This window comes from Streptomyces sp. NPDC002156 (assembly GCF_053593675.1).
In genome coordinates this window covers 41,202-53,037 of the sequence record NZ_JBSFDA010000065.1, presented here as the reverse complement: position 1 = coordinate 53,037, position 11,836 = coordinate 41,202, and the positions used below count along the sequence as shown (strand labels likewise).

At 70.2% G+C, this 11,836-nt stretch carries 13 protein-coding genes and 1 tRNA gene; 1 reads left to right on the top strand and 13 read right to left on the bottom strand.

The genetic code is table 11. The features are described from left to right. Window positions 1-166 precede the first annotated feature (166 nt). The 8 genes from ACWCRB_RS25345 to ACWCRB_RS25310 form a co-directional block, all read right to left on the bottom strand. A complete protein-coding gene (locus tag ACWCRB_RS25345; protein ID WP_044472114.1) occupies window positions 167-400 on the bottom strand; it encodes a hypothetical protein in 234 nt (77 codons plus the stop codon). Between the two features lie 433 nt (window positions 401-833). Next, a tRNA-Ala gene (locus tag ACWCRB_RS25340) sits at window positions 834-906 on the bottom strand. A gap of 105 nt (window positions 907-1,011) precedes the next feature. Further along, window positions 1,012-1,686: a histidine phosphatase family protein gene (locus tag ACWCRB_RS25335; protein WP_450998212.1), complete on the bottom strand. Its 675-nt coding sequence runs from the start codon at window positions 1,684-1,686 to the stop codon at window positions 1,012-1,014. Further along, window positions 1,683-2,126 carry a ribosome silencing factor gene (gene rsfS / locus ACWCRB_RS25330; RefSeq protein WP_369035937.1) on the bottom strand — a complete coding sequence of 148 codons (444 nt, stop codon included), beginning with the start codon at window positions 2,124-2,126 and terminating at the stop codon, window positions 1,683-1,685. The genes ACWCRB_RS25335 and rsfS overlap by 4 nt, the downstream gene beginning before the upstream one ends. 100 nt (window positions 2,127-2,226) lie before the next feature. Continuing rightward, complete coding sequence (locus ACWCRB_RS25325; protein ID WP_450998211.1) at window positions 2,227-3,960, bottom strand: LCP family protein; 1,734 nt, start codon at window positions 3,958-3,960, stop codon at window positions 2,227-2,229. A 16-nt stretch (window positions 3,961-3,976) separates the two neighbouring features. Beyond that, window positions 3,977-4,603 carry a nicotinate-nucleotide adenylyltransferase gene (gene nadD / locus ACWCRB_RS25320; RefSeq protein ID WP_235479158.1) on the bottom strand — a complete coding sequence of 209 codons (627 nt, stop codon included), beginning with the start codon at window positions 4,601-4,603 and terminating at the stop codon, window positions 3,977-3,979. Between the two features lie 39 nt (window positions 4,604-4,642). Continuing rightward, window positions 4,643-4,807 carry a hypothetical protein gene (locus tag ACWCRB_RS25315; RefSeq protein WP_198655517.1) on the bottom strand — a complete coding sequence of 55 codons (165 nt, stop codon included), beginning with the start codon at window positions 4,805-4,807 and terminating at the stop codon, window positions 4,643-4,645. A gap of 120 nt (window positions 4,808-4,927) precedes the next feature. Beyond that, a complete protein-coding gene (locus ACWCRB_RS25310; protein WP_235480212.1) occupies window positions 4,928-5,098 on the bottom strand; it encodes a hypothetical protein in 171 nt (56 codons plus the stop codon). 102 nt (window positions 5,099-5,200) lie between these two features. Between ACWCRB_RS25310 and ACWCRB_RS25305 the strand changes: the two genes are divergently transcribed. Then, entirely contained in the window at window positions 5,201-6,280 is a 1,080-nt protein-coding gene (locus tag ACWCRB_RS25305; RefSeq protein ID WP_450998210.1) for a M48 family metallopeptidase, read from the top strand. Between the two features lie 71 nt (window positions 6,281-6,351). On the opposite strand, the gene ACWCRB_RS25300 is transcribed toward ACWCRB_RS25305, so the two are convergent. The 5 genes from ACWCRB_RS25300 to proB all read right to left on the bottom strand — a co-directional run bounded on the left by ACWCRB_RS25300 (window position 6,352) and on the right by proB (window position 11,619). Then, window positions 6,352-7,422 carry an SCO2583 family membrane protein gene (locus tag ACWCRB_RS25300; protein ID WP_450998209.1) on the bottom strand — a complete coding sequence of 357 codons (1,071 nt, stop codon included), beginning with the start codon at window positions 7,420-7,422 and terminating at the stop codon, window positions 6,352-6,354. A 101-nt stretch (window positions 7,423-7,523) separates the two neighbouring features. Then, on the bottom strand, window positions 7,524-8,120 hold the full coding sequence (locus tag ACWCRB_RS25295) for an SCO2584 family spore wall biosynthesis protein (protein WP_450998208.1): 597 nt from the start codon (window positions 8,118-8,120) through the stop codon (window positions 7,524-7,526). 308 nt (window positions 8,121-8,428) lie between these two features. Then, window positions 8,429-9,715 carry a glutamate-5-semialdehyde dehydrogenase gene (locus tag ACWCRB_RS25290; RefSeq protein WP_450998207.1) on the bottom strand — a complete coding sequence of 429 codons (1,287 nt, stop codon included), beginning with the start codon at window positions 9,713-9,715 and terminating at the stop codon, window positions 8,429-8,431. A 105-nt stretch (window positions 9,716-9,820) separates the two neighbouring features. Continuing rightward, window positions 9,821-10,285 carry a hypothetical protein gene (locus ACWCRB_RS25285; RefSeq protein WP_105974476.1) on the bottom strand — a complete coding sequence of 155 codons (465 nt, stop codon included), beginning with the start codon at window positions 10,283-10,285 and terminating at the stop codon, window positions 9,821-9,823. Between the two features lie 206 nt (window positions 10,286-10,491). Next, complete coding sequence (gene proB, locus ACWCRB_RS25280; RefSeq protein ID WP_450998206.1) at window positions 10,492-11,619, bottom strand: glutamate 5-kinase; 1,128 nt, start codon at window positions 11,617-11,619, stop codon at window positions 10,492-10,494. Window positions 11,620-11,836: the final 217 nt, after the last annotated feature.

The following is an 11,836-nucleotide window of genomic DNA, read 5'->3' as shown; positions in this document are numbered from 1 at the left end:
CAAGACGGGCACGCGATGTGCTGCAGCTTGAACTCCTGACCTCCTGCATGCCATGCAGGCGCTCTACCAACTGAGCTATAGCCCCTCGCACCGCTCCGCCGGGTCTCCCCGGCGGCGACGCCAACATTACCGGTCCCCCCGGTGCAGCACCAAATCGTTTGCCGGGTCAGGCTGTGACGAACGAGTAGAACCGTTTGAGGGTGCAGTGCTCCTCCAGGAGCCGGCCGTAGATCGGCTCGCCCTCCAGCTCACGGTAGGTCTCGATCGGGTCGCCCTTTATGATCAGCGCCCGCGCGCATTCCTCGCACCAGTACTGGTAGTCGTGGTTCACCGGCTCCATGTCACGGACGATCGGCGTACCACTGCCGCACCAGTCGCATTTCCTCCTGTGTGCACCCATCGATCAGCTCCAGCTGTGGCCGCAGGCCGTGCACACGTAGGAAATCCCACCGTTGTCACCGAGCACCTGGGCGACGTGGCCGGAACCGCAGGAAGGACAGCTGAGACGGGTTCTCCTGCCCCGTATGACTGCCGCTTCAGAGAGGTGACCGACCTCCCTGAGGATGCTCGCAGGCATCGCAACTCCCTCCCGTCGGGCCGCGCCCCCTTCCGGCCGTTTGATTCTGCCACGGCCGGACCAATACGGTCAGCGACGCCTTCGTACCAGTCCGGACACGGCACCCGCCGCAGCCGTCGCGGCCAGCACGAACGCGCACTTAAGAAGAGCCTCCGCAGAGGTATACGCCTCCGGGCCCCAAGTGACTCAAGCCGGGGCGAACGAAAAATCCCGCCCCCCGGAGGGGGCGGGACCTTGATCAACCAGCCATCTACTGTGGAGCTAAGGAGAATTGAACTCCTGACCTCCTGCATGCCATGCAGGCGCTCTACCAACTGAGCTATAGCCCCGCTGCTCTTCCCGACCCGGCGGGGCGAACAAGAAGAACTTTAGCCTGCGACCAGCCGGAAAGTGAAATCCGGGCCCGGGCCCCTGACGGGGTGCGGGAGGCGCGCTCAGTCGTCGTCGCCGAGCACCGGCTCGGGCAGTGTGCCGGCGTTGTGCTCCAGCAGGCGCCAGCCGCGGGCGCCCTCGCCGAGGACGGACCAGCAGCAGTTGGAGAGACCGCCGAGGCTCTCCCAATGGTGGGACTCCAGGCCGAGGAGGCGCCCAATGGTCGTCCGGATGGTGCCGCCGTGGCTGACCACCACAAGGGTGCCCTGCTCGGGGAGTTTGTCGGCGTGCCGCAGCACCACGGGGGCGGCGCGGTCGGCGACCTCGGTCTCCAGTTCGCCGCCGCCGCGGCGGACCGGCTCACCGCGCTTCCACGCGGCGTACTCGTCGCCGTGGCGGGAGATGATCTCCTCGTGCGTCAGACCCTGCCAGACGCCCGCGTAGGTCTCGCGCAGGCCCTCGTCGTGCGTCACCGTGAGGCCGGTGAGTTCGGCGAGTTCGCCCGCGGTGTTCGCCGCGCGCTGGAGGTCCGAGGCGACTATCGCGTCGGGCTTCAGGGAGGCGAGCAGGCGGGCGGCGCGGCGGGCCTGGCCGATGCCGGTCTCGGTGAGCGGCACGTCCGTGGTGCCCTGGAAGCGCCGCTCCACGTTCCACGCCGTCTGGCCGTGGCGCCACAGGATGAGACGGCGGCCGGGGCCCGGCTTGCGGCGGGTCCCGGTGGACGCGGGGGCGGTCACCGCAGCCCTCCGAAGTCGGCGGTGTCCTCCTCGGCCTGCAGCTTGGCGTGCTCGGCAGCCTTGCCCCGGGTGGCCTTGGCGTCGGCGGGCAGCTCCAGTTCGGGGCAGTCCTTCCAGAGGCGCTCCAGGGCGTAGAAGACGCGCTCCTCGCTGTGCTGGACGTGGACGACGATGTCGACGTAGTCCAGGAGCACCCAGCGGGCCTCGCGATCGCCCTCGCGGCGGACCGGCTTGGTGCCGAGTTCCTTGCTGAGCCGCTCCTCGATCTCGTCGACGATCGACTTGACCTGGCGGTCGTTGGGTGCGGAGGCCAGCAGGAAGGCGTCCGTGATCGACAGCACGTCGCTGACGTCGTAGGCGATGATGTCGTGCGCGAGCTTGTCGGCTGCCGCCTGCGCGGCGGCGGTGATCAGCTCGATGGAACGGTCAGTGGCGGTCACTACAAGGCTTTCGGTCGGCGGTCGGGGAAACCCGTACGAGTACTGCTACGGAACCCAAGGGTCTCACGGACCGCCGACACCACCCCACGTCATTACGGGATCACGACGCGGGCTCGTAGTCCTGGCCGAGGATCACGGAGACGTCCGCGTTCGAGGTGACCGTGCCCTTCTTCACCGCGCTGGTGGGCAGGCCCAGCGTCTTGGCGGCCTCGGTGGCGTTCTCCTTGTCGGCGGCGTCGGAGTAGGTGACCAGGGAGGTGGCGCGGGCGGTGTCGGCCGTACCGGCCTCCAGGAAGGTGAAGCCGCCGTTGAGGAGGACGACTCGGGCCTTCTCGGTGTCGTCCTTGTCGCCGGTGGCGTTCTGGACGGAGACACGGACCGCGGCGTCCTTGTCGGGGCTCTTGGCGGTGCCGCCGAGCACCGTCTTGACGACGGAGGCGCTGGCCTGGGCGCTCAGCGTGCCGTCGCCCTGGACGGGCAGCAGCGAGGTCCTGTAGTCGCCGCCCTTGGCGAGGTCGGCGAGCCGGGCGAGGAAGCTGCCGAGGTCCTTGTCGGTCAGCGAGGGGTCGAGGATCTGGGCCAGCGTCTGCACGGTGACCGTCGCGGCCTGGGAGTCGGAGGACAGCTTGCGCAGCACGCCCTGCATGACCTGCCCGAACCGCTCCAGCTGGGCGTCCTGGGTCTCGCCGGAGGCGAGGTAGGTGGCGTAGGCGACGGCCATCTTGCCGCTGAGGGTCTGGTCCTCGCCCTTCTTCACCAGGGGCGCTGTGCCCTTCTTGGTGTTGTCCGGGTCGGGCACGTCCGCGTCGGTGTCGATGTCGATGTTGCCGACCAGCTCGACGAGGTTCTGCAGGTAGGGCGTGTCGAGCCGCCAGGTGCCCTCGATGTCGGTGCCGAGGACGGTGTCGAGCGCGTCGCGGGTCCCTGAGGAGCCGTCGTCGTCGACGGACTTGGCGAGGGTGGTCGTGGAGCCGTCGTCGTCGGTCAGGGCGAGGGAGTTGGGCAGCAGGACGGTGGTGCCCTGCTTGGTGGTGGCGTTGTCGACGAGCAGCACCGTGGAGGTGCCGCCCTTCTTGGTGTTGTGCAGATGGACGACCACGACGTCCCGCTTCTGGGCCGCGGCGCTGGTCGCACTCCCGGCCTTCGTGTCCGAGGAGGACGCGCCGGGCAGCTTCCCCGCGTACCAGAGGTAGCCCACTCCGCCCACCGCGACCAGGGCGAGGACGACGACCAGGGCGACGGCACGGCCCCGCGCGCGGCGCTTGGCCTCCTCGCGTCGCTCGGTGCGGTTCTCGGTGAAGTTCAGCCAGTCGATGACGTCCTCGGAGTCACCGTCGGGATCCTCGACGAAGGCGAACTGCTGGGTGCTGTAGTCGCGTTCGCCCGCGGGCTCCTCCGCCTTCGGAGCGCCGCCCTCGGCGGGCGGCCCACCCTGCTGCGGCACGAAGGCGGTCGGCTCGGCCTGCGCGGTACGTGCCGTCGGGGCGGCGGGCGCGGTCTGCTCGGCGACCCGGGGCTGCTGCCCGCTGCTCGCCGGCTGCCCGTAGGGGTCGTACCCGGTGGCCGGGTTCCCGGCGCCGTAGGGGTCGTACGCGGGCGCGGCCTGCTGCTGCCCGGTCGCGTACGGGTCGTAGCCGTACCCCTCGTACCCCTGTGCCGGGGGGGCCTGGGGGGCCTGCTGCGCGTACGGGTCGTACGACTGCTGCCCTGGCTGTGACGCTTGCGGGTACCCCTGCTGCGGCACCGGCTGGTACACAGGCCGGCCGTAGTCGTCGTAGCCGACGAGCTCGTACTGCTGGTCGCCGTCGTACCCCGAGTCGTATCGGTCGTTCACCGGTGCCCCTCTCGGCTCACTCGCCGCGGTACAGCTCGCGCTTGTCGATGTAGCGCACCACACCGTCCGGCACCAGATACCAGACCGGGTCGCCCTTGGCGACCCTTGCACGGCAGTCTGTGGACGAGATGGCCAGAGCGGGCACCTCGACCAGCGAGACACCGCCCTCCGGGAGTCCCGGGTCGGTCAGGGTGTGACCGGGCCGGGTGACTCCGATGAAGTGCGCGAGGGAGAACAGTTCCTCGGCGTCGCGCCAGGTGAGGATCTGGCCGAGCGCGTCGGCGCCCGTGATGAAGAACAGGTCCGTGTCGGGGTTGAGCGCGCGCAGGTCGCGCAGGGTGTCCGTGGTGTACGTCGGGCCACCGCGGTCGATGTCGATGCGGCTGACCGAGAACTGGGGGTTCTCGGCGGTCGCGATGACCGTCATCAGATAGCGGTCCTCGGCCGGCGACACACTGCGGTCGGTCTTCTGCCACGGCTGTCCGGTCGGTACGAACATCACCTCGTCGAGGTGGAACTGCGCGGCGACCTCGCTGGCCGCCACGAGGTGCCCGTGGTGGATCGGATCGAATGTGCCGCCCATGACGCCGATGCGACGCTTGCCCGGGTTCGACCGGCCGGTAGGCATGTCCTGCTCTCCCATGGGTGCAGACCCTACCGGCCCTGCCTGAACGGACCGGACTCAGCGGTCACGGTTGAAGCGGGTGGTGATCCACAGCAGGAGCATCAGGATGAAGAAGGCGCCGCCACCGGTGAGGTAGGGGCTGAGGCTCTCGTGGTTGCCGCCGTGCTCCTCGCCCTCGGCGGCAAGGGTGACCAACTGGGCTGCGGTGCTGTGGAAGCTCATCTTCGGCAGGACCTATCCGGTGAGGGCGGGATAAAGACGTCGGCTCATCGTAAGCGTGCCCGTCCACCGGGATCACGCCGACTCCGCCCAAGGACCCGGCGGGGGAACTTCCGGCCCGTCTCAGTCGTCCTTCTCCTTGTACCCCCGCAGCAGGAACCACGCGGTCAGGATGCAGCCGAAGAACATCACGATGAGCACGACCCGGAGCAGATCGCCGGACCCCTGTCTCTCGGCGGCTTTCGCGGCCTCGGTGATCCAGTCGGTTGCGGGGGTGTGGTCCATCGGATCCATCGGATCGCTCCTTACGGTGTGCTGCCCCGCCACGGTATCTCCGCCTAGGCTGGGCCCCGCTTCGGGGGGCACATAAGGGCAATCAGACGCGTGGGGGAACACATGTCCGACGACAGCCACGAGAGCAACGGACACGGGCCGGGCGACGGCCACGAGAACGTGCCCAGCAGGCAGCGCACCCGCTTTCCGGGGATCTCCTCGCGGGCGTACGAGCACCCGGCCGACCGCTCCGCCCTGGTCGCCCTGCGCAAGCTCAGCGGGTTCGACACCGTCTTCAAGGCGCTCAGCGGGCTGCTCCCCGAGCGCAGTCTGCGGCTGCTGTTCCTGTCCGACTCGGTGCGGGTCTCGGAGCAGCAGTTCGCCCACCTCAACGTCATGCTGCGGGACGCCTGCGACATCCTGGACCTGGAGAAGGTCCCGCCGATGTACGTCAACCAGGACCCCCAGCCCAACGCGATGTGCATCGGCCTGGACGAGCCGATCATCGTCGTCACCACCGGCCTGGTCGAGCTGCTCGACGAGGAGGAGATGCGGGCCGTCGTCGGACACGAGGTCGGACACGCCCTTTCCGGGCACTCCGTCTACCGGACGATCCTGCTCTTCCTGACCAACCTGGCCCTCCGCGTCGCCTGGATCCCGCTCGGCAACATCGCGATCATGGCGATCGTGACCGGCCTGCGCGAGTGGTTCCGCAAGTCGGAGCTGTCCGCCGACCGCGCGGGGCTCCTCGTCGGCCAGGACCTCAAGGCCTCGATGCGCGGCCTGATGAAGATCGCCGGCGGCAACCACCTGCACGAGATGAACGTGGACGCGTTCCTCGCCCAGGCCGAGGAGTACGAGGCGGGCGGCGACCTGCGCGACTCCGTACTGAAGATCCTCAACGTCCTCCCCCGCACCCACCCCTTCACCACCGTGCGCGCCGCCGAGCTGAAGAAGTGGGCCGAGTCCCGCGACTTCCAGCGGATCATGGACGGCCACTACCCGCGCCGCACCGAGGACAAGGACACCTCGGTCTCCGGCTCCTTCCGCGAATCGGCGTCGAGCTACGCGACCAACGTCAAGAACTCCAAGGACCCCCTGATGAAGCTGGTCACGGACATCGCGGGCGGAGCGGGCGACCTCGGCGGCCGGATACGGCGCGGCTTCGGCAACACGCCGCGAGACACACCTCCGGACGCCTGACCCAACCTAAGGGGCGCGGGGAACTGCGCGACCAGCCCCCACCGGGCCCGCACCCGCCAACACACCCTCCCTCACACCTTCGGCTGCGCCCCCGCCGCCAACGACCCGCACAGCGCCGTAGCCCCATCCGTGGCGAACGGATCCGTACCGGCGGGGCCACCTTCCTTGGCGGTCTGGCCGGCCAGCAGCGGGCGGAAGTGGTTCGCGGAGTCCTCCGCGCAGGACAGAGGGCCGGCCTGGACGTACGAGACGACCAGCCGGGCCTGGTGCATCCGCAGGTCGTCACGGTCGAAGCTGAAGTGCAGCTCGCGCCGGACGGTGAACAGAGACGCCTTCGCCTTGCCGTCCGCGCCGGTCGGCCGCAACGCGTACACGAAGGTGTGGTCGGCGACGACCTCCAGGGTCGCCGAGTCGGCCTCGGCGGCCCGCAGGGTGCCCCGGACGCGGATCTTGTCGTCGGCGAGCTGGGCGCGGGAGGGGTCGAAGCGGACCAGCCATCCGGTGGGCGCATGCCTGCCGTCGGCGGCCGGGCTGTCGAAGCTCTGGTCGAACTGGTCTAGCTGGTCGGGATCGAGCAGCACCCGCACGGCACGGACCTCGCCGCCGGTGAGCACCTCCGGATAGAGCGAGGACTCGACTATGTAGTCCTTGGCGGTGGTCAGGGCGCTGACGACCTGGCTGTCCGAGAAGTGCGCGGTGCTCTTGGTGGCGGGCAGTGCGATGCCCTCGGCGCCTATGCCGAACTGGGCCGCCGGACTGCGCGCGAACAGTTGTTCGGGGTCGACCGCGCCGGGCACGGCACCCTGCGGGGCCAGCGGGATGACGGTCATCCGCAGCGGCTCGGGAGACAGCTCGGCGACCGGGCTCTCGTACGGGTTGCGTATGCCCATGTAGATGGCGGTGCCGAAGGCGACGGCGATCAGCACGACGAGGATCAGCGCCTGCCGGGACAGCCCCCGGTGCAGGGGCTGACGGCGGCGTACGGCGGGTGCGTGGTCGTCCAGGCGCTCCTGTGCGGAGAACTCCTGGAGCCGGGCAGCACGGACGAACGACTCGTCGAAGACGACGGATCGGTACTCGTCCTCGCCGCCACCAGGGGTGGCCTCGGGTGTCCCCTCAGGTGGGTCTCCTGGTCCGCCCATACATTCAGAGTAGGTCGCGGGAAGCCCCGGTAAACGCCCTCCCGCACGACAAGTTCTGACAGGTTCTCACCAGGAAGAAACAGGGCGCGGACAGGTTTGGGTCAAGGAGTGCGCGGGATCGCCGAGACGGCCGGCTGGGAGTAGTCGGCGGAGGCCGAGGGGGTCGTCGCGCTGCCCTGTTCAAGGCCGGTGGAGGCGGGCGGCGGCACCTGCTCCTGGCGGCCGGACGACGCGCCCCGGTAGACCGCCGTGAAGGCCAGCGCGACCATGCCGATCCCCATCACGAGGGCGAGCATCCAGGCGACGGGACGGTGCCAGCGGGAGACCTGCTTGCCGTGGGTGCCCGGAGCGCCGTAGCGGCCCTCCAGGATCTCGGCGTCGTCCAGGTCGTCGAGATCCGGGTCGTGGCCGAAATAGGCGGGGTCGTCCGGGCCGAAGCCGTCCTCGTAGCGCTCGTCGTCCCCTCGTGGGCCTCTGGTGTGCGCCCGGCGCGCCTCGGCCTCGGAGGCCTCCGCTCTCGCCTGCGCGGCGGCCAGGAGGCGCTCGACGGCGGTCGGCTCGTGCACCACGGCCGCCTGTACGAAGGCCTCGTCAAAGACCACGGAGGCGAACTCTTCGTCCGACACCCCGCGGTCGCGGTCGTCTTCGGGCTCCCAGCCGTCAGGGAAGAACGGCGTGCCCCCCACGTCCTCCGGCACGGATCCAGAGTAGACCGGGGGTGTCATTTTGGGCAGACGGTCGGGAAATTCAGCTACTGGATGAGATGCGTTTCATTCGCGGCCGGGCGCGCGGAGCCGCGTTCGCTCAGGCCCGCCTCTGGGTGTTCGCGCCGGTCACACCTGCCGACCTGCTTTTTCTGCCGGGGGTCCGGGGGTCGCCTCCCCCGGGAAAGATGAAGCATGCGCGGCCGACCGCCCCCGTGCACTGCGATCCGCCGGGGCCCCGCGCCGGTCGTGCGCCGGGCGCCCGGCGCACGGACCCGTGATCACGCCCCTCAGCAGCGGATTCAGCGGCGGATATGCCCGTCGCCCGTGACGATGTACTTGGTGCTGGTCAGCTCCGGCAGGCCCATCGGGCCGCGTGCGTGCAGTTTCTGGGTCGAGATGCCGATCTCGGCGCCGAAACCGAACTGACCGCCGTCGGTGAACCGCGTGGAGGCGTTGACGGCGACCGTGGTCGAGTCGACCAGCTGGGTGAAGCGGCGGGCGGCCTGCTGCGAGGTCGTCACGATCGCCTCCGTGTGCCCGGAGGTCCACAGCCGGATGTGCTCGACGGCCTTGTCTAGGGAGTCGACCACGGCGGCGGCGATGTCGTAGGACAGGTACTCGGTGTCCCAGTCCTCCAGCGTGGCCTCGACGACGGTCGCCTTGGAGTCCTTCGCGTACACCTGCACCCGCGGGTCGGCGTGCACGGTCACCCCGGCCTCGGCGAGGGCGTCCAGGGCGAGCGGCAGGAACTCGGCGGCGATGTCCTGGTGGACCAGGAGGGTCTCGGCGGCGTTGCAGACGCTGGGGCGCTGGGCCTTGGAGTTGATCAGGATGTCGACGGCCATGTCGAGGTCGGCCTGGGCGTCGACGTAGACGTGGCAGTTGCCGACGCCGGTCTCGATCACGGGGACCGTGGACTCGGTGACGACGGTCTGGATGAGGGAGGCGCCGCCGCGCGGGATCAGGACGTCGACCAGGCCACGCGCGCGCATCAGCTCCCGTACGGACTCGCGGCCCTCGCCGGGCACGAGCTGGACGGCGTCGGCGGGCAGCCCGGCGCCGCCGACGGCGTCGCGCAGCACCCGTACGAGCGCGGTGTTCGACTCGTACGCCGAGGACGAGCCGCGCAGCAGGACCGCGTTGCCGGACTTCAGGCAGAGGGCGGCGGCGTCGACCGTCACGTTCGGGCGGGCCTCGTAGATGATGCCCACGACGCCCAGCGGGACGCGGACCTGGCGCAGGTCGATGCCGTTGGGGAGGGTCGAGCCGCGGACGACCTCGCCGACCGGGTCGGGCAGCGCCACCACGTCCCGTACGTCGGAGGCGATGGCGCGCACCCGCTCCGGGGTGAGCGTCAGCCGGTCGATGACCGTCTCGCTGGTGCCGGCCTCGCGCGCGCGGGCGATGTCCTTGGCGTTGGCCTCGACGATTTCGCTCGTACGGACCTCCAGCGCGTCCGCGATGGCGAGCAGCGCGTCGTCCTTCTCGGCCCGCGGGAGGGGGGCGAGGTCGGCGGCGGCTGCCTTGGCGCGGTAGGCGGCCTGGGTGACCGGGGACATCGAGTCGTACGGCGAAAGCGTGGTCATGGGGGAAGCGTAGTGCGCCGGGCGGAACCGTCCACCGGCTATCCCAAACCCCGAGACAAGCCGCTCAGACCCCGCAAAAGGGGTCCCCCTGTAAAGGCCGGAAGGTCAGAAGGGGTGGACGCCGACCGGGGTCGCCGGCAGCGGGCCGTAGCCCTCGGCGATGCGGTGGTGGTAGGTCTCGCGGTCGATGACCTCCAGGCCGACGATCTCCCAGGGCGGCAGCTGCGCGGTCTGGCGGTGCTCGCCCCACAGCCGCAGGGCGACGGCCGCGGCGTCGTGCAGGTCGCGGGCCTCCTCCCAGTAGCGGATCTCCGCGTGGTCGTTGGCGTAGCGGCTGGTCAGCAGAAAGGGATGGTCGTGGGCGAGCTGTTCCAGCCCTCGCCTGACCTCCTTGAGCGGGGCCTCGGCGCCGGAGACGCTGAGCGTGACATGCCACAGCCGGGGCACGTCCTTGGGCTCCTCGTACGCCTCCTCGTAGCGGGCGCCGGCCACGACGCTGGTCAGGGCGCGCTCCTCGCCCACCTTGCGCGAGGCGGTTCCACCGCGGGACGCCGCCGCCCCAGGGCGCACTCGTCTCACGACGGCCTCCTTTACCCGATGGTCGTGCGGAATCTCCCTGAAACAGAGAGAAGCAGGTGCGCACGCTTCATGGGGCGCTTTTGCGGAACGTCCACCTCACGGCGGGCGGATTTGCGGGGCGTTCCCCCTGTTTTCGGCCTTTGCGGGACGGGAGTAAAGAGAGGTTTTACAGAGACCGGGGATTCCCTTTGGGGCCCCTACGGGTTCAGGACGACGAGGTCGTCCCGGTGGACGACCTCGCGCTCGTACGCGGGACCCAGTTCGCGGGCCAGTTCGCGGGTCGAGCGGCCGATCAGCTGGGGGATCTCCTTGGCGTCGAAGTTGACGAGCCCGCGTGCGACGGCGTGGCCCGCGCTGTCGCGCAGTTCGACCGGGTCGCCCGCGACGAACTCGCCCTCGACGCCGGCGATCCCGGCCGGCAGCAGCGACTTGCGGCCCTGGACGACCGCGCGCACGGCGCCGTCGTCCAGGGTGAGCGAGCCCTGCGGGGTGGAGGCGTGCTGGAGCCAGAGCAGACGGTCGGCGGAGCGCCTGCCGGTCGAGTGGAAGTAAGTGCCCGTATCCCGGCCCGCGAGGGCGTCGGCGGCGTGGATCGCGCTGGTGAGGACCACCGGGATTCCGGCGGCGGCGGCGATCCGGGCGGCCTCGACCTTGGTGACCATGCCCCCGGTGCCGACTCCGGCCTTGCCCGCGCTGCCGATGTCGACCTGCGCGAGGTCGGCCGGACCGCGCACCTCGGCGATCCGTGACGTACCGGGCTTGCTGGGGTCGCCGTCGTACACGCCGTCGATGTCGGACAGCAGGACGAGCAGGTCGGCGCGCACGAGGTGGGCGACGAGGGCGGCGAGGCGGTCGTTGTCGCCGAAGCGGATCTCGTCCGTGGCGACGGTGTCGTTCTCGTTGACGACCGGGAGGGCGCCCATCGCGAGGAGCTTGTCGAGGGTGCGGGAGGCGTTGCGGTGGTGGGCGCGGCGGCTCATGTCGTCGGAGGTGAGGAGCACCTGGCCGACGCGGATGCCGTGGCGGGCGCAGGAGGCGGCGTAACGGGCGACGAGAAGGCCCTGGCCGACGCTGGCGGCGGCCTGCTGGCGGGCCAGGTCCTTGGGGCGGCGGCGCAGGCCGAGGGGGGCGAGGCCTGCGGCGATGGCGCCTGAGGAGACGAGGACGATCTCCTTCTCGCCGCCGCTGCGGCTCTTGGCGAGGACGTCGACGAGCGCGTCGACCCGGTCGGCGTCGAGGCCGCCTGCCGCCGTGGTCAGCGACGAGGAACCCACCTTGACGACAATCCTGTGGGCCTCTGCGACGGCCTGCCTTGCCCCTGCCACCTGCGGTCTGTCCCCTCGGGTCGTCCGGCTGTACTGCCGGGCAATTTACGCGAACACCCCCTGGGGGTGTTCATCGGTCCAGTGGGCGGACGGGGGATCTCACCCCCATCCGAATCCCACAACCACCCGAATCCCACGCCCACCCGACGCCCGGCCCCACCGCCCCCTCTGGCAACATCCCCTCGGCAAGCGTCAGTTCGAGGAATCCGAGCACGCC